The following is a 23,491-nucleotide window of genomic DNA, read 5'->3' on the forward strand; positions in this document are numbered from 1 at the left end:
AGCTTATCGTGACTGGTTGAGAAAGCGGCTGGCGAGCGAAACGGCATCGCCAATGTCCACTTCTCCATCCCCATTGCTGTCTAAAAAAGCGTTCAGCACTGGGTTAGCGCCGCTGCGATTAGCAGAACGGTTCGCACCAGCCACATTTTGATTACCAGAGCCGCTTTGCAGCAAGCTTAAAACAATGGGCACCAACACTGGCAGCAGGCTTTGGATCGTTTCCGCATTCAACCCGGTGCGCTGTGCGGAATCTTGAACTGTAGCCTGCTGTTCCGCAGGTGAGAACAGAGATTCTACCGCTCTAGCATTGGGGCGAGTACCGCCGTATTGATTGACAATAGACTCGGCTTCCTCATAGCCATTGCGCGATCGCTTCTGTTGTAGTGAATTGCGAACGTGACTGCCAACCACCGACAACAACAACTGTGTCGTGCTAGCATTCATGCCGCGTCCTCCCGACACCTGCTGCACCGCTGTCAATATATTGCCAAGCTGGCTTGGACTCGCCTGTTGGTTTGGATTATTAATCGCACCAGCAATTTGATCAAACAGTCCCACGGCTAAATACTCTCTGCGTTGAAGTACAAGTAATTGAAAAAGGCACTTGTCCCAAAATAAAACGATCCGGTTTAGGTTCGGGGTTCGTTTGGGATGGGTACCTCAGTTATTGTTTCAAGTGATTAATCCAGGACTGGCCTAAGAGGATGTCTTAAAAGTATTAAGCTCCAACTCGAACCGCCCCTAATCCCCCAATTCTGGGGGACTTCCGAATCAATTCTATTTCTTTCAAAGTCCCCCAAGGTTGGGGGATTTAGGGGGCTGATTTAGGATGTTGAGCCATTCTCAGACACCCTCTAGTTGATATGTGCTGCGCTGTTAAACAGCCCCCCTTAAAGTCCCCAGCACTGGAGGGTTTTGCAACAGAATCGGCTCGCAAGTCCCCCAAGGTTGGGGGATTTAGGGGGTAAATGCAGCACATTCAATACGTTTAAAACATCCTCTAAGGCTCAGAAAAGCTCCGAGAAATTAGCCGACCGAAACCTGATTTGTTTCAACCGATTTGGCTCCGTTAACGCCCTTAGCAACACTCACCATGCGATCGAGCAACTGACGGTTAGGTACTTTGCCCTTCAACACAACAGTGCTACCCGTTTGCGCTACATAAACGGTGTCAACATCATCGATTTGCGAGTCTTCGTCGAACGCTAACGCTACTCGCTTAGCCAAACCGCTATCATCATATTCGCCGTTAAGTCCTACCCGTTCTGGGGGAACAGACTGCTGCTGCGTTGCGGAGCGAGAGGCTGCTTGAGGTGTAGACTGGGGAGCCGCTGCTGTACCCTGGTTAGCAGATTGTCCCTGAGCTGCTCCACGGTTTTGTGGCTTCTGCACACCAAATAATCGTTGTAAAAAACCCACTTTACTATTCTCCAGATTTATCAACATTACCTCACCCATTGAACGGTTCGAGGCAGGGATTGGCATCTTTCAAAGGAGCGAACTTCCTGTAGCCCAAAGTTCTACCCTGTGGTAGCGCAAGAAGCCTGATTTTGGTCTAACAACAGCAATCCAGGCATTCTCCAAAGGCCATCAGGAAGACAACCAATGACTTTATCGCTCAATTTTGATCGGCTGCTTGTTTCATTATTCAGGTTCTATCTAAAGGCTGAAGAACGGCTGAAGCACTTGAACAATCAAACTTTTGACGGTTGTATTTGTTGTTCTCGGGTGAGATGAAATAATTAGTACGCCACTGACTATCAGCTAACATTAACTAACACCAACGACACTTAATGACCGATTACACGTTTCCCCAATCGTCTTCTCGTCCAGCGCTTCCGGCAGAGCTTGAAAGCATCTTTGAAACACACCAAACTCCTGATGCTGTTTTTACCAATTTGATGCCCACTTTAGGGCAGGTATTAAATTGCGATCGCTGCTTTTTGTATCTCCGAAACCCGCGCACCCAGGTAGGCAAAGTCGTCTACTGCTGGCGGCGTAAGGCTGATTATCGTGATGTCACCGATCCAGAGTGGAAACCAGAACCAGAGCATTTATCGCAAGACGATCCGCTGTTTGCCGCTGCACTACGCGCCGAACCCTCTGTTTATGTGAACGACATTGAGACAGCCAGCCCTGAGGTGGTTAACGTTGAGTTTGAAAAAAAATACCTGCACCACCGTGCCCTGGTTCATGCCCATATTTGTCAGGACAACCTGTTGTGGGGCATCTTACAGCCCTGCATGATGGAGCAACCGCGCGAATGGGATGAAACCGATCGCGCCATAATCTTTAATGTGGTTCAAAAAATGACACCCTTGGCGATCGCCTATATCAAATCAGCCGGGATTTGAAGTCATTCCCTCCCTCCAAAGAATGAGGGCGAGCGAAATGGAGGTCACCTAGCGTATTAACAGGCTTTGAATGCCGTTCAGGAGAGATCGTTTTCTGTGAATTTTTGGCAACGCCTATCTAACGCATATTTGGAGAACAATCGGTTGTGATTACGCATTTAACAGAAAGCGGTTGGGAAATTATTTATCATCGCGCCCATGCCCTGCTAGCAGCGCAGATTGCAGGCCAGTGGCGACGCGCAGATGCGCCACCTCGGCTGTACGAAACCCTGGCCGCCATATCGCATCACGATGACCTGGAGCGGGAATGGGAAGGCGATCATCTTACAGAATCGGGCGCACCGCTAGATTTTCGGCTGGGAACCCAGTCATCGATTGACAAGTTGTATGATCTGGTGGACAGTGCCCGCTATCGCGGACGGTGGGTTGCCCTGTTAACGTCAATGCACCTCTCATTTCTAAACGAAAGTAAACGCGGCGACTCGGCCAAAATGGATAAGTTTTTGGACGATCAGCTAACGCTACAGGCAGAACTACGAACCGCCCTGGGCATCCCCAAAGACGAAGCTGCAGCCGCCTACGCCTTTATGGAGTGGTGCGATCAGCTTTCTCTAATTCTGTGTCAAAAGCGGCTACCTGCCGACGAGCGAGCCTTGGAAATTAGCACGCTGCCAGACGGTACACGTTATGACGTGTTGCAATTAAGCAACGGCTATATTACCGTTCAGCCCTGGTGTTTTGAATCTGAGAAGTTTGTGGTGAATGTTGAGGCGTGCTACCTTTCGCATGTGACCTTTAAGGACAACAAAGCATTGTCAAAAGCACTGCAAGCCGCTCCGATCAAAGAACTAACGTGGACGTTTGTAAAGCAGTAAATCTCTCGCAAGACAGTTGCAAGAGGCTGTATTTCTCAGTTCCCTTAAGTGGGTAGGAATTTAGTGCTAAACACAAAATGCCCTGCCCCTGTTATCTCAACGTATCTCAACATCGGTTTGGTCAATGTCACATCCCTTGGCAAAGGGGCATTGCTGAGAGATGGTTGCTACATTGCAGTTGGCGATCGCTGCCCTCTAGAGTCTGCTCAACCTTAGCCTATGAGTCGCGCACAGTATTTTCGTTTGCTGTTTTATGGAGTGGCAGTGTTAACCGTTGCTGTGGCACTGTTGCTCACTGTTTTGCTGCCTCAACTATTCAACTCAAACTCGTTTCAACTGTTTTATGCAGCCGTTGCGGTTAGTGCATGGTATGGCGGCATTCAGGCGGGTGTATTGGCGATCTTTCTTTCAGGTTTGGCTAATCTGTTTTTGCTGCCGCTGGTCTACCCAACTGTCCTCAACTTTAATCTAGTTACTGAACTGCTTGGCTTTGTGGTCGTATCGCTGCTGATTAGCGTCCTTTGTTCTCAACTGTGGACATCCGAGCGGCAAGTAAGAGCCAGTTTGCAGTCGCTACATGAAAGCGAACAACGCTTTCATCGCCTCACAGAATCCAACATCATTGGTATCTTGATAGCGACGGTCGAGGGGAAAGTTACCGAAGCCAATGATGCTTTTCTCAATATGGTGGGCTACTCCCGTGAGGAGTTATCAGCCGGGCGGGTTCACTGGCGCAACATGACCCCACCGGAATATCAAACCATGAGCGAACAGGCCATCAATGAGTTGCAAACCGTTGGAAAATGTCAGCCGTTTGAAAAAGAATACATTTGTAAAGACGGCTCACGCATTCCGGTGTTGGTGGCATCGTTGTTGTACGGCAAAGGCGAAGAGACTGTCATTAGCCTGGTGATGAACATCAGCGATCGCAAACAGGCCGAGGAAGAAAAAGTGCGGCTCCTGGCACACGAACAGGCAGCACGAGCCGAAGCCGAAGCGAATAAAGAGCAGATTTCAAAGATTCTGGAAAGTATTACCGATGGCTTCATTGCCTTTGATGTAACCTGGCGGTTCACTTACATTAACCACGAAGCCGCCAGAATCTTGGGGTGCGTCCCAGAAGAATTGCTCGGTCAAAACGTGTGGCAACGCTTCCCCGAATTAGACACTACGCAGTTTGCTCTACTGTGCCGCACCGTGATGATTGAGCAACGAGCCGGGGAGCTAGAAGATTATCTGCTGCTGGCAAATGCCTGGTTCACGGTACGAGCTTACCCTTCCGATGCCGGGATTGCCATTTATTTTCGAGATATCACCGAACGCAAACAGGCAGAAGATACGATCGACGCTCTCAATCGAGGGTTGCGGCGACGGGCTGGCGAATTGCAAACGCTGTTTAGCGTGATTCCCATCGGAATTTCAATTGCAGAAGATCCTGAATGCCATCACGTTCGCGTTAACCCTAACTTTGCTCACATCCTGGGGATTTCAGCCACCGCCAACGCCTCTCCAACCTCTCCTGAGATGGGCTTCCCACCTCCCTACAAGTTTTACCAGAACGGCGAAGAGTTGGCCGGAGAGCAACTCCCCTTACAACATGTGACAACGCACGGGGTAGAGTTACGAGACTTAGAAGTAGAAGTGGTGCGTGAAGATGGCGATCGCTTTAACCTGTTTGGTCATGCTGCGCCGCTGTTTGACGAACAGGGAAAACCCAGGGGAGCCGTTGCAGCGTTTTTAGATATCACCGAGCGCAAACGGGCAGAAGCCGAACTGCGAGAGAGTGAAGCCCGGTTTCGCATTTTAGCGGATTCGGCTCCCGTGATGATTTGGATGGCGGGCATAGACCAAAAGTGCTACTACTTCAACAAAGGCTGGTTAGATTTCACCGGACGAACCGCAGATATGGAGGTAGGCGACGGTTGGGCGACGGGAGTTCATCCAGATGATGTCCAGTCCTGCCTGGAGTCTTACTCACGGGCATTTGATGCTCGCGAAGAATTTATCATAGAGTATCGTTTGCGCCGTTACGATGGTGAGTACCGCTGGATTTTAGACCCTGGCGTGCCACGATACACCCCTGATGGGGTGTTTTTGGGCTACATCGGCTCTTGCATTGACATCACCGATCGCAAACGAGCAGAGGAGGAGCGCAACCAACTGCTAGAACGTGAGAAGCAGGCGCGTCAGCAGGCCGAAGTGATTAACCGCATGAAGGATGAGTTTCTGGCGACCCTGTCTCACGAGCTGCGATCGCCGCTCAATGCCATGTTAGGTTGGGCGCAAATGCTAAAACTACGAAAGCTCTCGGTGGAGCAGCAATCCCAGGCGATCGAAATCATCGAACGCAATGCCCGATCTCAATCTCAATTAATTGAAGACCTGCTGGATGTTTCTCGCATCATTACAGGCAAACTGCGGCTTAACATCCGCGCTGTTGAGTTAGTTACCGTCCTGGAAGCGGCCGCCGATACCGTTCGTCCGGCGGCAGAAGCGAAAAATATCAATCTGCGGCTCCAGCTCGATCGCAGCATTGAACCCATCGCCGGAGATAGCGATCGCTTGCAGCAAGTCTTCTGGAACATCCTATCGAATGCGATCAAGTTTACGCCGATTGGAGGGCAAGTCGAAATTCGCCTGACGCGGCTAACGCCCGATCGTCAATATCAGCCAACCAGCACCAGCGGGCTTTCCCAAGTTGCGCCCCCCAGTTCTATATTGTCGGATCATGTCCAAATTGAAGTCATTGATAACGGCTGCGGCATCAAACCCGAAATCTTGCCCTACATTTTTGAACGGTTTCGCCAGGCGGATAGTTCCACCACCCGCACGTATGGCGGTCTGGGTTTAGGGTTGGCGATCGTGCGTCATTTAATTGAACTCCACGGCGGTACAATTCATGCCGACTCCAAAGGGCTGGAGCAGGGTTCTACATTCACGGTACGGTTGCCGCTGGTTTCCCCATCCCGTTCAGAGAAACCGATTGTAGCAGAGTGGGCTAACCCCAGCGACTCCAAGGAGCCAGCCCCTCCCCCTCAGGCGACACTACAGGATGTTTGCATTCTGGTGGTTGATGATGAAGCCGATGCCAGAGAGGTAGCACGGGTCATTTTAGAACAGCAGGGTGCCACCGTTGCTACGGCCTCGTCCGTCACAGAAGCGATCGCCCATATGCAGCGGTCATTGCCCGATGTATTAATCAGCGATATTGGTATGCCTGATGAAGATGGCTATAGCTTAATTGAACGAGTCAGGGCGATCGCCATCGAGCAAGGGAAAGAAATTCCATCGGCGGCATTAACCGCCTATGCCCGTACAGAAGACCAGGCTCGCGCCCTTGCTGCTGGTTTTCAGGCTCACCTCACCAAACCGATTGAACCCACTGAATTAGTTGCAGCCGTCACGAGTTTACTGAATGGACATCAGTAGTGCAAGTCAGGTGCAGCAGGAACCTAACCATACGAATCGCCAATATGAAATTAGCCTGATCTGCATTCATGTGATTGTGGAATACTAATCGAGTTGGATCGGGTAGAGATAGGGATTAGTTCATGGACTATCAAGCACGGCTAAGGCGGTATGAACAGGAATTTGCCTGGGCGATCAGGCAATCGTTTCCCATGAGTGAGTTCACCTATAACGGATTCAAAGAGCTACAGCAAGCCCTCGATCTCAACAATGCCGATGTGTTACCGCTTGAACATCAGCTCATGGTTGATGCCGAAACCCGCTATGCAGCCTATCAAGACAAACTGCACCAGTACAAACAGCAGTTTATGCAGGCGATCGATCAGCAGTTTCCCTTGTCAAACTCAATGCGCGCAGAGTTTCAGGATCTGCAACAGACTCTAGCCATCAAAGATGCCGATATTCAACAAATTGAACGCCCTATTCTGGTTCGCAAAGAAGTTGAACAAGAGCGCCAGCCAGCGACAACAGCCGACCCAGCCGTTGCCGATCCATCCACCACGGTGATTCAATCTGAACCACCAGCCGTAGCCGAGCCGACACCCCAGACCGAAGCACAGGGCGGCTTGCAGCATGAGACGGATCCAGGTGAACAAGCATCACCAGAGAAAGAGAGCGATCGCCCCTCTGCCGATTGGGCAAATCACCTTAATACTGAAAAGGTTGAACTCCACGAACTCGTTGACTATACACCGCCCCCAGGCCATGCGGAGGTAACTTCGCCACCCGCTTCAGACGATCTGCCAACGCAAGACTCTCTCCCCAGTGATGAAGTCAATGAAACCTGGGATGATTCCGAGCAAAACTGGGACGAGCTAGACGAAATGGTGCATCCCGAATCTAACCTTGGTTGGGATGATACGACAACAAACGACGACCAGCCGCAGTGGGGAGACGAAACCGAAACCTCAGGCCAGTTGTGGGATGATCTGGCTGATACCACCGATCATGGAAACGGCACCAAAGAAACCGCTGCCAGCATCATGGCTGCTTTTATCACCAATGGTTCCACTCATACAGAGCGATCGCTCGACAACGAACCCATTACCTTACCGCCCAAGCCTGCCTTTGAAGACGATGACGATGATGACCCCAGAGAACACTACACTCGGCTAGAAAGCCTGTTAGAAGCAGGGTTATGGAAAGAAGCCGATCTGGAAACGATGTCTCTCATGCTGGCTAGAACAGGCCGCATTGAGCAGGGATGGCTAGACCAGAACGCCATTGAAGACTTTCCCTGTGTTGATCTGCGGATCATGAATGCTCTCTGGCTGCAATACAGCGAGGGACGATTTGGGTTCAGCGTTCAAAAACAAATTTATGATGAGTTACCCCATCGCACCGCGCTCGCCTTTGGCAAAGCAGTAGGATGGTGGGCGCGAGGGCTGGAATTCTTTAAGTATTATCCCTTTTTAGGTTTTGCCCGATCGGCACCGTCAGGTCACTTGCCAGCTAGATGGTTCTGGCAGCTTTCATGGCAAGAATCCAGCCAAATGGGAAATTTTTGGGGCGGCAGAGGCGGAGTGAGCCGCGATCGCTGGATGATAGCGCTGATGATGCGGCGAATCGAGCAGTGCAATTTATAGGAACATGCAGCATTGAAGCAATGGTGGTTGATCAATCATCATTACAAACAAGCAATGAACGAGTAATGATCCATCATTCCAGGCCTGAATTGGGTGCAGGATCGAGCGATCGCCGCCATGCCGCCCGCACCAGACGAATTTCATTGTAATCAAAGGTTTCACCCAGCTTGTCTCGAATCGATCGCAATGAGTCATCTCCTACGGTTTGAATAGCATGGCAAATCTGCTGTTGGCGTTCCACTGGCACCAGCTCAGTCACATTGATTGGGTGTCCTGATTCAATTAAGATCCCCAGATGATCGTAAATGGTGCTCAGCCGCAGGTTGCGCTTCTCGGCAATGTCTGCCGGGGAACAGCCCTGCTGATGCAATTCAAGGGTAAGCAGGTGCGTGGGGGATGCCGCTGACGCTGTAGAGGGGGGTGGTGCAGGGACAGGGCGCGTAGAAGGAGCCACTAAAGGTAAAAGAGTCAGTCCTTGCTCCTGGCGATAGGCGCGAATTTCTGCAATGAATCGATCGCCATATTGCTTGAGCTTGTGGCTTCCTACGCCAGAGATTTTGGAAAACTGTTCTAGCGTTTGGGGTTGCAGTTGTGCCATTAGCTTGAGGCTGGAATCGGCAAAGACCACATAGGGCGGCACCGACTGCTCATCGGCTAGCTGTTTCCGCAGGTGGCGCAATCGCCCAAACAGCACTTCTATCTCGGCACGGGTAGACGAAGTCGTTTCCATCTCATCTACCGCCCGTGGCACCGCAATGGCAACCGATCGCTGCTTTCGTAACACCTCCCAACTCAGCGCATTCAGCCGCAGCACCGGAAAGCCATCTGTCGTTTCTGCCACCAACCCTTGATGCAGCAGCGATCGCCCCAATGTGCGCCACATATCTGCCGTGCGGTCTTTGCCAATGCCGTAGGTCGATAGCTCGTTGTGGCGATACTGCATCACCTTTTGATTTTTCGAGCCGCGCAGCACATCAATGATGTGATTCATGCCAAATTTTTCGCGACATCGCGCCACACAAGAGAGAAATTTTTGCGCCTCAATGGTCCAATCTTCAATTGGCTGTGGATGCAAACAGTTATCGCAGTTGTTGCACCCGCCCTCAAACCGTTCGCCAAAGTAGCCCAACTGAATTCGACGGCGGCAGTCTGTTCCTTCTGCATAATCAATTACCTGCCGCAATTGCTGTCGTGCAATTCGCTGCTCGTTGGGATCGGGTTTTTGATCGATCAAATATTCAGCGGTTTTAATGTCGCCATAGCCAAAAAACAGAATGCACCGTGCCGCCTCGCCGTCTCGTCCGGCTCGACCCGATTCCTGGTAGTAGCCTTCGAGATTTCGTGGCGCATCGTAATGTACCACAAACCGCACATCGGGCTTGTTAATCCCCATGCCAAAGGCAACCGTTGCGACCATCACCCGCACGTCATCCCGAATAAAGCGAATCTGGTTTTCGCGCCGCGTTTGATCGTCTAATCCGGCATGGTAAGGCAAAGCAGCGATGCCATCGCGCTGCAATTGAGCAGTTAGCTCATCCACGCGTCTGCGGCTGAGGCAGTAGATAATGCCCGACCCTGGCGTTTGCTGGACAAATTGCAGCAGTTCGCTGTAAGCCCCGCGTGGCTTCAGCCGTACTTCGTAGTACAGATTTTGGCGGTTGAAGCTCGCCACATGCACAACGGGCTGGTTCAACTCTAACTGGGCAACAATGTCTTGCCGAACGCGATCGGTGGCGGTGGCCGTCAGCGCCAGGACGGGCACCTCTGGATAGCGGTCTCGCAGGGTGCGAAGTTGCCGATATTCGGGACGAAAATCGTGTCCCCATTCTGAAACGCAATGGGCTTCGTCGATCGCAAATGCAGTGACCCCAACCCGGGCGTTGATCTGATCGAGCAATGGCAAGAAGCGATCGCCCAACAGCCGCTCTGGAGCCACATACAGCAGCTTCACCTCACCCCTAAACACACTGGCTTCTCGTTGCCGCGTCTCGGCAGCACTGAGGCTACTGTTGAGAAAGGTGGCACCAATACCATTATCTTGCAGCGCCTGCACCTGATCTTGCATCAGCGCAATCAACGGTGACACAACCACCGTTAATCCGGGCTGGAGCAAGGCTGGCAACTGAAAACAAAGCGACTTACCGCCCCCAGTGGGCATAATTACCAGCAGATCCTGCTTTTGCAGCGCCGCTTCAATAATTTGCCGCTGACCAGGGCGGAACTGTTCGTAGCCAAAGTAATGCTTGAGCGCTTGCTCAAGGGAGGCGAAGTTAGGAGGGGTGAGGGAGATACTAGCCGACATTAACTAAACTTTGATGCACATCCGGTTAGAATGCCCCTGACAGAGGCGCGATTGATTCCGTATTGAGACGGATCTGGTTCATCGCGGTTACGACGATCGCCCATTTATCTTATCCTAGACTCACCTCTGCCCTGTTCCATTCCGTTCGAAAGCATGAAACTTCTTAGCCTTAGCAATGGTCATGGCGAAGACGCGATCGCGCTCCGCATTCTTCAGCAGCTTCAGCCGCATCCAGCCCATCCGAAACTAGCCGCCTTGCCATTGGTCGGAGAAGGGTATGCTTACATCCGCCACAGCATTCCCCTGTTAGAGCCAGTCAGACAAATGCCTTCCGGTGGCTTCATCTACATGGACAATCGGCAATTGGCACGCGATATCCGGGGCGGGCTGTTACAACTCACGCTGGCTCAGATCAAAGCCGTGAGGAAATGGGCGCGATCGGGCGGTATGGTTCTGGCAGTAGGCGACATTGTACCGCTGCTGTTTGCCTGGCTCAGCGGTGCCCCCTACGCCTTTGTCGGTACGGCTAAGTCAGACTACTATTTGCAGGATGAGGCGGGTTTGTTGCCACGCCATTCGTGGTTTGAACGGTTAGAAACCTGGTCAGGCTCGGTGTATTTACCCTGGGAGCGGTGGCTGATGAGCCATCCCCGTTGCAAGGCCGTATTCCCCAGAGATACGTTAACAACAACAATTCTGAAGGAATGGAATATTCCCGCTTTTGATCTGGGAAACCCGATGATGGACGGGCTAGAACCGTCTGGAATTCAGTTCAGGCTGGATGGAGAAGTGGGGAATGACGTAGAACGATCGCTCACCTTTGTATTACTTCCCGGTTCCAGAGCGCCAGAAGTCTATCAAAACTGGCAACTAATATTGCAAGCGGTCGCTGCCATCATGGTTCAGGGACGTTCCAAACGGCTTTTGTTCTTAGGTGCGATCGCGCCCCATCTTGACGTTGCGCCCTTGAGCCAGGCCCTGATTTCACAGGGATGGCAGCAGCAGCCGTCTACTCCCGATCTCAAATTTACGCAACGTGCCGCCACGCTCATTTTGAGCCAGTCGGCCTATAACGATTGCTTACACCAGGCTGATTTTGCGATCGCAATGGCTGGCACCGCTACAGAACAGTTTGTGGGTCTGGGAAAACCGGCCATTACATTGGTAGGAGAAGGGCCGCAGTTCACGCCCGCCTTTGCTGAAGCCCAAACTCGGTTGTTGGGTCCCTCGGCCATTTTAATTAAACAACCCGAGCAGGTGGTTAACGTCATTGATGCGCTGCTGCAAGACCCCGATCGCCTGCAACTCATTGCCGATAATGGCTATCGTCGCATGGGCGCACCCGGAGCCGCAAAACGCATTGCCGATCATCTGATGGAACTGGACTGGCAAGTGAACCGACGCTAGCGGCAGGGAAATGCGATCGCGGCCAGTACATCTGGGTTATGAAGGCGCTAGTGACCTTGATTCGGACGATGGCGTTAGGAAATGTGTAGAGATCGAAACCGAATCGATGAGTAGGATGACAATAGAAGCACAAGCACTGGTTTGTATTGAGATTTACATTATCAAGTTACAAATAATAGAACTCAAGTTAGTTACCAGCACCCTTCCCACAGCGTAACGTCATTTTAGGTCAAACCCGTTTCATCAAAAACCGCTCAGGCAACACGGGTGAACACAATTGATGGCCTGCTGTGAAGGGTGTGAAGAGTGCAAACGATGTAGAAGCACGGCAGGAATCATTGCGGCATCGGATACAAGCGTTAATCAATCTGTCCTCACATTTTCCTCAACGGGTTTCCTTACTCTGAAGAAAAGCGATCGCAGGAGGTGGAGATGAAGAGCTTTGATTATGTCATTTTGGGTGCAGGGCTGGGTGGGCTTTCTGCCGCTGCCTGTCTGGCTCGCCAGGGTCATGAAGTGGTCGTTTTAGAAAAACACTATTTGCCCGGTGGCTGCTGCCACACCTTTGATTACGGCGAGTATCGGTTTTGTGCCGATGTGCATTACATTTCCCAATGTGGTTCAGGTAAAACCATTGATCAATTGCTTAATTATCTTGAGCGCACGGTTCCCTTCAACTCACTTGATCCAGATTGTATTGATCGGGTCATTACGCCTGAGGTTGACTTCAACATTCCCCTGGGATGGAACACCCTGTGCGATCGGTTATTAGCCACGTTTCCAGACGAACAGGCCGCCATCCATCGCTACTGCAACGAGATTCAACAACTCCATCAAGATATCCATCATCTGGTGCGAGAGGTGCAATGGTATGACCAGAAGTGGTCAGATTGGTTGAAGCTACCCAAATACTGGAACCTCTTCTCTAAACGGAATTGGACACTGCAAGACTTGTACAATCGGGTTGGCCTCTCACCCAAACTTCAGAACCTGTTGGCGGGACAAAGTGGCGATTATGCCCTGCCGCCCAATGAAATTGCGCTCCTGACTCATACATCCCTGGTTTGGGATTATTCAGAAGGTGCCTATTATCCTAAACATCACTTTAAACATCTTGTTGACACAATTGTAGAGGCAATTACGGACAGAGGTGGAATGGTGCAGCTTTCAACGCCGGTTCAGCACATTGAAGTGTGCGATCGCCAGGTGCAGCATGTTACCACTGCCGAGGGAGATGTTTATCATGCGAAAAAGGCGTATATCAGCGACCTCGACCCCAAACTCACCGTTAATCTGATGCAGTCCCCTAATGCTCTCAGTCCGCGTGAATATCATCGTCTCACCAGCTATGAATACTCAGCCAGTGCGTTTAACATCTACCTGGGATTAGACAGTCGCTTTGAGCCAAAACGCTATGGCATTGGCAACTGGAATATCTGGTACTATCCAATGGGCAATCTCAACCGGGAATATCAGAAACAATTGCAGGGAGATCTCAGCCATCCCTGGATTTTTCTATCCTGTCCCACTATGAAATCCGATGAGCCAGGTATGGCACCTCCCGGGCACCATGTTCTAGAAATTGCCACTATTTGCCCCTATGAACCATTCAAACAACTCCACGAAACCGATCGCAAAGCCTATAAAGCTAAAAAGCGGGATGTATACCAACAAATTATGACCAGTGTGCGCGATTTGATTCCAGACGTGGATGCCTATACGCGAATGAAGCTTTACGGTACGCCGACGACCAGTGAGTATTACCTGGGGCAACCCCAGGGTAATATCTACGGAGCCAAATTAATTCCACAACAGGTAGGGTTAAATCGGTTAGGCTATACAACCGAATTGCCCAACCTCTTCTTTGTGGGAGCGAGTGCGGGTTATCCCAGTGTGCCTGGTGTAATTGGCAACGGTATGGACGTCGTTCAATTGCTCACGGGGCGATCGATCAGAAAGAAACAGGAACCGAAACAACTGGTAGGCACTAGATAACAGCGTTAAATGAACGCAACCAATCGTTAAAAGGTCATGTACTCACCCTCCACGTTCCGTGATGGAATGTGGAGGGTTGTTCAAGTTGCGCCCAACGGTCGATCATCTGCCGACCAGATGCTGCTGCGATCGACCGTTTCGTTCGGCTGGCTAAAAAGGGAACTGAGTTTGAGAATGAGTACGGTATGATTGAAGCTCTAAGACGAGCGAACACAGAAAGCTGAAACACTAAGAAAATCAGCATTCGTTCTCAGCTCTGTTTCAAACGGTAGAATACGTTACATTCTCAGCCGTTAGGCGGTCTATCGTCTTAGATGAACGTTTGTCTGAACGGCGAATACCTGTAGAAGCGTGTCTATAAAAAGTTGCACAACCAATCGCAAACTGGCTGAACCGTAATTTGCGTGCTGGCTGCACTTCTAACCCATCCGATTAAACCGTGCGATCGTTGCATTAAGGACTAAAAGGTATGGCGAAACCTGTTGTTCTAACCGTTGATGATGATCCAGATGTTCTACAAGCCGTATATCGTGATCTACGGCATCAATATGGCGATCGCTTTCGTATTGTTCGTGCCGATTCTGGTTCTTCGGCGCTAACCGCATTGCAACAAATAAAGTTGCGAAATGAACTGGTGGCGCTGTTTCTCGTTGACCAGCGGATGCCCCAAATGGGGGGTGTGGAATTTCTGGAACAGGCGATCGATGTCTTTCCCAACGCCAAACGAGCCTTGCTGACGGCCTATGCAGATACCGATGCCGCCATTCGCGCCATTAATCGCACCCGGATCGACTATTACCTGCTAAAACCCTGGGACCCACCAGAGGAGCGGCTGTATCCCGTTCTGGACGATTTGCTGGATGATTGGCTGGCCTCCTTCCGGCCTCCGTTTGAAGGCATTCGCGTCATCGGCAACCGCTGGTCGCCCCTGTCTCATCAGGTGAAAAACTTTCTGGCGCGAAACCAGATGCCGTATCAGTGGCTGGATATTGAACTAGAGAGCGAAGCCGCTCAACTGGTCGAATATGCCGAATCAGATGGTCGGCAACAGTTGCCGCTGGTGTTGTTTCCCGATGGCTCCCGCCTGGTGCAACCCTCCAATCGGGCGATCGCCGACAAAATTGGCCTAAAAACCCAGGCAGAACGTCCCTTCTATGACCTGGCGATCGTGGGTGGTGGGCCGGCGGGGCTGGCCGCCGCCGTTTATGGCGCATCCGAAGGACTCAGTACCGTCATGATTGAGCGAGAAGCACCGGGCGGGCAGGCAGGCTCCAGTTCTCGCATCGAGAATTACCTGGGGTTTCCGGTTGGGTTAAGCGGTATGGATTTAGCCCGCCGAGCCGTTACGCAAGCGCGACGCTTTGGCGTCGAGATTCTAACGCCTCAAGAAGTGACAGGGATTCGAATTACAGATCCCTACCGCATTCTGCAACTGGCAGACGGCAGTGAGATTAGTTGCCATGCGCTGCTCATTGCAACGGGGGTTTCGTACCGCAGGTTAGATATTCCTGGAATGGACAAACTCTGTGGGGCTGGCGTTTATTACGGTGCAGCCATGACCGAAGCCATTGCTTGCCAGGGTGAGGTGGTTTATGTGGTGGGCGGAGCCAACTCTGCTGGGCAGGCCGCTATGCACTTTTCCAAGTACGCTCGTGAAGTGATCATGCTGGTGCGATCGCCCCTGAGCAAGAGCATGTCCCAATACCTGATCGATCAGATCGCCTCGACAGACAACATCACCGTTTGCACAGGCTGTGTGGTAGAGGAAGTGAAAGGGGAAAGCAATCTGGAAGCGATCGTTATTCGCGATATGAATACAGGTGTCGTGGAGACAGTGAATACAACGTCTCTATTTATCTTCATTGGTGCAATGCCCAAAACCGACTGGCTAGACGGTGTTGTCGAGCGAGATGAACGGGGCTTTATCTTAACCGGGCCTGATTTAATGCACGATGGCCACCCGCCCAAACGGTGGAATTTGGAGCGCGATCCCTTCCTGCTAGAAAGCAGCGTTCCCGGCATTTTTGTTGCTGGAGATGCCCGTCATGGTTCAGTCAAACGAGTCGCCTCTGGTGTAGGAGAGGGATCAATCTCAGTGCAATTTATTCACCGTTACCTCAGCAGAGTATAGCTCTTGTCAACCGTAAGAGAGGTTTGCCCATGTTATGCATTGAGGAACTGACCGATCTTGAACCCTTTAACCAACTGCCCCAGGAACGGTTGAAGTGGATGTGCGATCGCGCCCAGGTCATTGAACTGCACGCTGGAGAAATACTGGTAAAGGAAGGAGATCCACCTCGTGGTGTGTTCATCGTTGTCAAGGGTCAGATCAAGATCACCCGCCACAGTGAGGGGGTTGATATCCCGCTAGGACGACATGATGCTCCGGCCTTTTTTGGGGAAACACAAGTGCTAACAGATACAGCCGTGCCAGTCACCCTGTGGGCGCTGACCGACTGCAACCTGTACAACATTGAAGGAGACGATTTTCGCAAACTGCTGCACGAATGTCGAGAGTTCGAGCGCATTGTGTTCCGCCTGGTCGAGAAACGATCGCGTGGGTTAGAGTCCTTCATTCGCGGACGTGAGAAAATGGCCGCACTGGGAACTCTGACGGCTGGACTGGCTCATGAACTCAACAATCCAGCCGCCGCTCTCGTTCGCGCCCTGCGAGAAATGCCAGCCGCTATTCTTGAACTTCAGCGGATGAACCTGGTCTATGGGCAACGGCAGGTTGAAGATGCCCATACTCAGCAATGGTTAAACTTGCGGGATCAGGGGTACGATGTCATCCTCAACGATCGCGCCGATCCGGTCACGTTGAGCGATCGCGAGGACAAACTGTTGGACTGGCTAGAAGAGTATGGTGTAAACCAGGCATGGAAACTAGCCGAACCACTGGCAGAAGGCAGTGTTGAAGCCGAAACGCTGTCTTCACTAATGGAACGGTGGCGAGATGACCCCACCGAGTTGCGAGAGATCGGCCTGCACTGGTTAGCTCTCTCGTTTGAAGTGATGATCATGATTAAACATGGGCTGCGCGGTGCTGAACGAATTTCGGAATTAGTGCAAGCAATGAAATCCTACTCCTATCTGGATCAGGGCGTCCAACAGGAAGTCGATGTACACCAGGGATTAGAGGACACATTGCGCCTGTTTGCCCATAAACTCAAGTATGGCGTTCAGGTTCAACGGAATTATGACAAACAGATTCCTAAAGTGCTGGCTTACGGTAGCGAACTCAATCAAGTGTGGACTAATTTAATTGATAATGCGATCGCTGCGATGGATGGTAAAGGAACCCTTGAGATTACAACCCATCACAGAAAAGGGTCAGTTCGGGTAGATATCGTAGATTCTGGCAGCGGCATTTCCCCTGAGATTCAGTCACGTATATTCGAGCCGTTCTTTACCACCAAGCTAGTAGGCCAAGGCTCCGGGTTGGGTCTGGATCTGGTGCGGCGAATTGTAGAAAATCGGCACCAGGGCAGCATTTTGTTTGAATCTAAGCCAGGGAGAACCTGCTTTTCCATTTGCTTACCCCTGACCGTATAGAGCCAATTTCAACAGCCAATGTGCTGTACTCGTCCCCTGAATTCCTCAACCTTGGGGACTTCCAAGCCGATTCTGTTTCAAAGTCTTCCAGAAGAGGCGGTTCGAGCGACAATCCGTCCCTTTAACGCATCCGCTTACGGTTACATTTATCCCACATCGGCACCTCTCGCCTGGCGATCGCCAAGCGGTAATGTGATGAGGAAGGTTGTACCATATCCCACCTGGCTATCGACGGTGATCTGGCCACTGTGCAGTTCTATAGCTCGTTTGGCGATCGCTAATCCCAGCCCGGTTCCAGGCACTTTGCCAACGTTGCAGCCGCGATAAAATGGCTGAAACAAATGCTCTAGATCGCCTGGTGGAATACCAATTCCATAATCTTGCACCTCAACACACACCGCTTCCACCGTGCCGGATACTCGCAAAACAACATTACAATCATCGGGCGAATACTTGATGGCATTTCCCACTAAATTGCTTAACGCATGCCACAAAAGCTTTTTATCAACCCAGGCAGAAATAGCATTGGGTTGATAAACAAAATCAATTTTGGGGCGATCGGCTGCACTCCACTGAACGGTTTCCAACAAAATGTGGCAAAACTCAACGATGTCTGTTTCTTCGGGGCAAAACGGTGTAGCGTGGTGTCCCGTTTGTCCCAAAGTAAGGACATCTTCAATCAGTTGATTCATTGTGGCAGCAGCAGCCTGAATGCGCTGAAGCAATTGCTGCTTCTTCGTTTCATCCATTTTATCGCTATAAACTCCCAACATAGTGGTTGCGAGTTGAATGGCTGAAATGGGATTGCGGAGTTCGTGGGACAGAATAGAAATATACTCAAACGATTCAGAGTTTGTGCTGTCTGGCGCTGGTGTCGCCTCGCTGGTGTAGTGTTCCACCAGAGAAAGCAAGGTGCTTTTCTCTTCCATCTCTATCTGGTGGCGCGCCAGGGCAATTTCAACACCCACTCGCAAATCATTTTTGTTGAACGGTTTGAGAATGTAGCCAAAGGGTCGGGTTAGTTTTGCCCGTGCCAGAGTTTGCTCATCAACATAGGCGGTGAGGTAAACCACCGGAAGTTGGTAGCGATCGCGCACTTGCTTGGCTAAGGCGACTCCATCCTGCTCTCCCTGAATCACAATATCGACCAGCACCAAGTCGGGATGGGTTTCCATGATGCGCTGCAACGCCGTTTCAGAGTCCGCCGCAATACCGACAACGCTATATCCTAATTCCTGTAGGCAACCCTCAATCTCTCTAGCGATTAAGATTTCATCTTCAACAATCAGAATCCTGGTGTTTGCCATATCTTGAATCGGTTCGCTACTCAGTGAGACGAATTCCATCTAAGTTGTCTGAGAAGTGCTAAGCCCAACTCGAACCGCTTCCTAATCCCCCATGTTTGGTAGCCTTCCGAATCATTCTGTCTTAAAGTCTCCCAAAATCGGAAGGTTGACAGGCTAATGCAGACTATTGCATCTTTCGCAGACAGCTTCTCAGAGGGTGATGAAACGTAGCAAATGGTCTGCATTGACCTCCTAAACTCCTCAACATGGAGAACGTTCAAGCCAATTCTGGTTCAAAGGTCACCAGAATTGGGAGATTAGCGCCTGCACTAAGCCAGAAAAGACAGCCGTTTAGGTTGCGCTTAACACGTCTACAGCATCCTTCTAAAGACTCAGCCATGAGCGGCTCCTACACGACGAGTGGCAGCATTTGTTCGCCACAGAAAAGACTGCTTATAACTTATCGTCAACGCTAAGAAAACATAACAATGCTAAGGTTCTTTAACTATTTTCAACATAAAACTTCAAGCTAAAACCGCTTGCGATACTCCAATACCGAAAAGGTCAATTGAAACCGAGTGCCACTGGAGCGATCGAGTGTCAAGTTGCCTCGAAGCTGTAGCGCTAAATCGTAGGTAATCTTGAGTCCTAAAGACTTCAGGTTCTCAAGATCCAGGTCGTCGGGAATGCCAACCCCGTTATCTTGAACCGTCAAGACATAGCTTGTAGGCTGTTGTGTTAGAGGTTGAGATAGCGCTGAGTGTCCTGCGCCTGCCGATGGAGAGGCCAGGTTAGATGCGGTGCGCTCTTCTAGCACGATGCAAATTTCGCCTGCTCGATGGTTTGGAAAAGCATGTTTTACGGCATTGGTCACCAACTCGTTCAACAGCAAACCACAGGGAATCGCCGTTTCAAGATTAAGTACAGTCGGACGCAAATGATAAACCAAGCGGATGGGGCTAGAACGAGTACTGTGGGCAGCCAGGATATTACTAACCAGGGATTGAATGTAGTCATCAAAGCTAAGTTGCCCTAAATTAGTCGATTGGTAAAACGTTTCATGAATTAACGCCATCGCCTGTAGCCGATTGCGGGTATCTGCCAAAGCATTGAACACAATGGCGTGTTGGGCAGCCCTTGCTTGTAGCCAGAGCATTGAGGAGATAACTTGCAGGTTATTTTTCACCCGATGATGAACTTCTTTTAGCAAAACTTCTTTTTCTTGCAGAGAGGTTCGCAGTTGCGCTTCAATTTGGCGACGCTCGCTCAGTTTGGTTTGAAGTTGCTGGTAAAGAGCTGACTGCTGAATGGCGATCGCCAGTTGGTTGGCAATTTGCTGCAACAATGCCACTTCTACCGCTTCCCACTGGCGGTAGTAAGCACAGCTATGCACCACCAGCACGCCCCAGAGATGAGGCTCCGTATCTTCCAAATTAAGCACAATTGGAGCAACCACCTTAGACTTCACTCCTGCTTCTCGGTGGAACGCGCTCAAACAAGAGACCCACTGATCCAGAGCCACATCTAAAATTACGCGAGGTTTGCCCTGTTGATAGTGGGCGTGGCATTCCGGCGGAAAACAGTCATCTTCCCAAAACATCGTGGCAGTGCTGGAGTACTCTGGCAGCACCGATTCTTTTAACACCACACCCGATGAGCTTGAAGTCAGGTGAAAAATTAAGGCTCGGTCTACCTGAAGCATTTGCCGCACTTCAGTGACCGTCGTATCAAGAATGCTCTCTAAATCCAGGGAGTGATGAATTTGTTGCGTCACCGTTCGTAATAGGTGTTCCCGTTCGGCAAACTGGCGGAGTGACTCTTCGGCTCGTTTGCGATCGCTAATGTCACTGGCGGTAGCGATCACCTGTTTAACCCTGCCCTCCTGATCAAGCTGAGGCTCTGCCGTGACCAGTAACCAGACCCTGTCTTGTGTAATCGGTCGATAAACCCCCAAAACGACATCCAGCACTGGCTGACGGGTCACAGTTGCCAGCACAACCGGATACTCTGCGGTTGGCATAGGCGACCCATCTTCCCGAATCACATCCCAAACAGCATCGAGTAGCGTTCGACTCAGCATTTCGTCTGCTGTAACTTCCATGAGTTCCAACATCTTGGAGTTAAACAGCAGTGGAATCAGCTCGGCATTGAAGACCACCACTCCCACCTGAAGGTCGGCAATCAGTCTGCGAAAATGAGCCTCACTGGCTTGTAGAGCCGCTTCTATCTGCTTGCGATGGCTGATGTCGGTAATTCGTACCAGGTTCATTTGCCGATGGGCAACCTGAATGCGCTTGGACGCAAAATTGCCCCAAAACGCATGCCCCTTGAATGTGCGGTACTCAATCTCCTGGCTCCAGACCCCTTGTCGGCTAAATTCTCTACGCAGCTTAAGCCTCTCTGCCTCTGAAAATGGAGTTTGATGCAGAGTGTGACCTTGAATGCCGACTAAATCCTGCTTGCGATCGGCTTCAAACAGTTCTATAGCGCGGCGGTTACAGTCCTCAATCAGTAAGCTGGACGGATCAACCAGAAAAATAGCATCTGCCGATTCTTCAAAGATGGCTTCAAACAGGTCTTTGCTGCGGCGAACCTCGACCTCTGCCAGTTTGCGATCGGTGATGTCAAACGACACACCATGCCACAGCACATCCCCATTGGGCTGCTGCTCTAGATGCGAACGGGTGTGAATCCATTTCAGCCGACCAGAGGGAGTGATAATTCGATACTCATGGCTAAGGGGTTGCAACGTTTTCACGCTCAGAGCAATGGCTTGCTGCAAAGCATCTACATCCTCTGCCACCACCATCGTTTCCAATAGGCTTAAATCGGCCTGAATTTTAGCTGGCTCTAGTTCAAAAACCTGCTGGCAGTTAGCGCTAATGTAAGTCAGGACGTTCCTATCACCACGTTTAAGATTTTGGTAAAGAACACCGGGTATATTGGTCGCTATGTGCTGAAGGCGGGCTTCGCTCTGGTATAGCGCTTCATTCCGTTGTATCAGTTCAGCCGTTCGTTTTTGTACTCGTTGTTCTAACTCCTGGTTGAGTTGCTGTACTTGTTGATAGAAGTTGGCCTGTTGAATGGCGATCGCCAGTTGGTCGGCAAACCGACAAGCCAAATAATGTTCATCCTCTGTAAACGTAGCGGGCAAAGGGGACTTGATTCCAACCAGGCAACCCCAAACGGCACCGTTTACTTCTAACGGAACCATTAACCAGGCAGCGGGTGCATGTTGTTGAGCCGCCTGGTTAATGGGGTCGCTCAGGGTATGTGTGTCTTCAACCAAAACAACTTCTCGCTGTTTTAAGCGTGCAGTCAGGGGATTGTTTGCATCTGCAATCTCAACGCCCAGGGTCGAGAGTAATTCTGGATGCCGAACCTGTTCTGTAATTGGCACCCAGCAATGTCGCTCTGGAAAGCGTTGAAGAATATTAACTAAATCAAGCTGCAACAGTTGGGCAAATTCGTGGGTTGCCGTTGAAAAAATCGTGTCCAGATCAAGCGAGTTGCGAATACTCTGAACAATCCGATTCAACGCCTGTTCCTGGTAGGCTTGCTGTCGTAGTGCCGCTTCGGTTGCTTTGAGTTCAGTAATATCCTGACTGGAACCCACCAAAAACTTCTGTCCGTGCTGGTTTTGAAAGCACACCTTTTTCGTCAGCAACCATCGAGTTTCGCCCATCAGGTTAGTGAGTGGTTCTTCAACAACATCTTCCAACCCGGTTTGAAAGACCTGCTGATCTTTCTGCCGAAAATGATCGGCTTGTTCTTCAGGAAAGAAGTCATAGTCTGAACGACCCAAGAAGTCATCTTCCGAGACCCCCGTTAACTCGCAAACCGCTCGGTTCACCAACACAAAGCGATACTGCTCATTTTTAACAAAGATAGTATCTGAGATGACATTGATGATCTGGTTCAAAAAGGCTCTCGATCGTTGCAGGTCTTCTTCTGCCTGCTTCAGGTTCGTCAGGTCGCGGGTGGTAACAACAACGCCAGTAACGGTGCCATCCAACTCTACGTAGGGGGCATAGGTCACACCAATAAAGCACCGCCGACCGTCCGCATCGTCCAACCATTCTTCGTATCGGACTGTTTCTCCGGCAAGACAGCGATCGAATTGAGGTTTTACCTGGCTCTGAAAACGGGCTTCCCCGATCACGTTACCAATGGTGTAGCCAATCAGGTTCTCTTGCTGCGTTTGCGCTCTGCTGAGGTAGGTCTGGTTAACCAACTGGTACGTGTAGGTACGATCAAGCAGGGCAATGCCATCTGGTGCACTGGATACAATCCGCTCATACCGCCGCAGAACCACGTCAGCGCGTTGGATGTGCCCTAGCAGCAGAACCACTACCCCTCCAATTCCCACACCTAGCCAGAACAATGCCAACGGCACCATTGTGATCACCCCCCCTTAATGGTTCCCTGGACGGATCGACGTTTTTTTGACAAATTGCCGCCAATGCATTTGATTTTTCTACGTTTAGCGATTATTCAAAGTTGTCACCACTATAGCGAAGGATTGCCGATCCCTTCTCGACAACACCCCATTCACTCAAGTGCCGTTTGAACTTTTGGGTGGATGAACGTTGCTAGACTGACGAGCGAGAGCCAGTTCCGTTCTAAAGTCTCTAAAAGATGGTTTGAAGTAGCCCAACAACCT

14 protein-coding genes are annotated in these 23,491 nt (G+C 50.8%); 9 read left to right on the forward strand and 5 right to left on the reverse strand.

The genetic code is table 11. The features are described from left to right. Positions 1 to 3: 3 nt before the first annotated feature. Positions 4 to 558 carry a DUF937 domain-containing protein gene (locus IQ268_RS12700; protein ID WP_193879131.1) on the reverse strand — a complete coding sequence of 185 codons (555 nt, stop codon included), beginning with the start codon at positions 556 to 558 and terminating at the stop codon, positions 4 to 6. Positions 559 to 1,026: 468 nt separating this feature from the next. Next, positions 1,027 to 1,419, reverse strand: a complete 393-nt coding sequence (locus IQ268_RS12705; RefSeq protein WP_193879134.1) for a BON domain-containing protein — start codon at positions 1,417 to 1,419, stop codon at positions 1,027 to 1,029. Positions 1,420 to 1,793: 374 nt separating this feature from the next. Here IQ268_RS12705 and IQ268_RS12710 point away from each other — a divergent pair, with 374 nt between their 5' ends. From IQ268_RS12710 to IQ268_RS12730, 5 genes are all read left to right on the forward strand, one after another. Further along, positions 1,794 to 2,354, forward strand: coding sequence for a GAF domain-containing protein (locus tag IQ268_RS12710; RefSeq protein WP_193879137.1), 561 nt, complete (start codon positions 1,794 to 1,796; stop codon positions 2,352 to 2,354). 146 nt (positions 2,355 to 2,500) lie between these two features. After that, complete coding sequence (locus IQ268_RS12715; protein ID WP_193879139.1) at positions 2,501 to 3,229, forward strand: DUF3891 family protein; 729 nt, start codon at positions 2,501 to 2,503, stop codon at positions 3,227 to 3,229. Positions 3,230 to 3,292: 63 nt separating this feature from the next. Next, entirely contained in the window at positions 3,293 to 3,445 is a 153-nt protein-coding gene (locus IQ268_RS12720; RefSeq protein ID WP_193879141.1) for a hypothetical protein, read from the forward strand. A gap of 3 nt (positions 3,446 to 3,448) precedes the next feature. Further along, positions 3,449 to 6,658, forward strand: coding sequence for a PAS domain S-box protein (locus tag IQ268_RS12725; RefSeq protein ID WP_193879143.1), 3,210 nt, complete (start codon positions 3,449 to 3,451; stop codon positions 6,656 to 6,658). A 122-nt stretch (positions 6,659 to 6,780) separates the two neighbouring features. Beyond that, positions 6,781 to 8,283, forward strand: coding sequence for a GUN4 domain-containing protein (locus tag IQ268_RS12730; protein ID WP_228035311.1), 1,503 nt, complete (start codon positions 6,781 to 6,783; stop codon positions 8,281 to 8,283). 73 nt (positions 8,284 to 8,356) lie between these two features. Here the strand turns inward: IQ268_RS12730 and recQ are convergent, their stop codons facing one another. Continuing rightward, positions 8,357 to 10,585: a DNA helicase RecQ gene (gene recQ / locus IQ268_RS12735; RefSeq protein ID WP_193879145.1), complete on the reverse strand. Its 2,229-nt coding sequence runs from the start codon at positions 10,583 to 10,585 to the stop codon at positions 8,357 to 8,359. A 153-nt stretch (positions 10,586 to 10,738) separates the two neighbouring features. Between recQ and IQ268_RS12740 the strand changes: the two genes are divergently transcribed. The 4 genes from IQ268_RS12740 (at position 10,739) to IQ268_RS12755 (ending at position 17,542) form a co-directional block, all read left to right on the forward strand. After that, a complete protein-coding gene (locus tag IQ268_RS12740) occupies positions 10,739 to 11,992 on the forward strand; it encodes a lipid-A-disaccharide synthase-related protein (protein WP_193879147.1) in 1,254 nt (417 codons plus the stop codon). A 432-nt stretch (positions 11,993 to 12,424) separates the two neighbouring features. Continuing rightward, on the forward strand, positions 12,425 to 13,987 hold the full coding sequence (locus IQ268_RS12745; protein ID WP_193879149.1) for an NAD(P)/FAD-dependent oxidoreductase: 1,563 nt from the start codon (positions 12,425 to 12,427) through the stop codon (positions 13,985 to 13,987). A 469-nt stretch (positions 13,988 to 14,456) separates the two neighbouring features. Next, complete coding sequence (locus tag IQ268_RS12750; RefSeq protein ID WP_193879152.1) at positions 14,457 to 16,118, forward strand: FAD-dependent oxidoreductase; 1,662 nt, start codon at positions 14,457 to 14,459, stop codon at positions 16,116 to 16,118. A gap of 29 nt (positions 16,119 to 16,147) precedes the next feature. Beyond that, on the forward strand, positions 16,148 to 17,542 hold the full coding sequence (locus tag IQ268_RS12755) for a sensor histidine kinase (protein WP_193879155.1): 1,395 nt from the start codon (positions 16,148 to 16,150) through the stop codon (positions 17,540 to 17,542). A gap of 146 nt (positions 17,543 to 17,688) precedes the next feature. On the opposite strand, the gene IQ268_RS12760 is transcribed toward IQ268_RS12755, so the two are convergent. Further along, positions 17,689 to 18,888: an ATP-binding protein gene (locus IQ268_RS12760; RefSeq protein ID WP_193879158.1), complete on the reverse strand. Its 1,200-nt coding sequence runs from the start codon at positions 18,886 to 18,888 to the stop codon at positions 17,689 to 17,691. A 469-nt stretch (positions 18,889 to 19,357) separates the two neighbouring features. Beyond that, complete coding sequence (locus tag IQ268_RS12765; RefSeq protein WP_193879161.1) at positions 19,358 to 23,227, reverse strand: PAS domain S-box protein; 3,870 nt, start codon at positions 23,225 to 23,227, stop codon at positions 19,358 to 19,360. Between the last annotated feature and the right edge of the window lie 264 nt (positions 23,228 to 23,491).

Origin of the sequence: Oculatella sp. LEGE 06141, from assembly GCF_015207605.1 — a bacterium.
Classification (GTDB): domain Bacteria; phylum Cyanobacteriota; class Cyanobacteriia; order Elainellales; family Elainellaceae; genus Oculatella.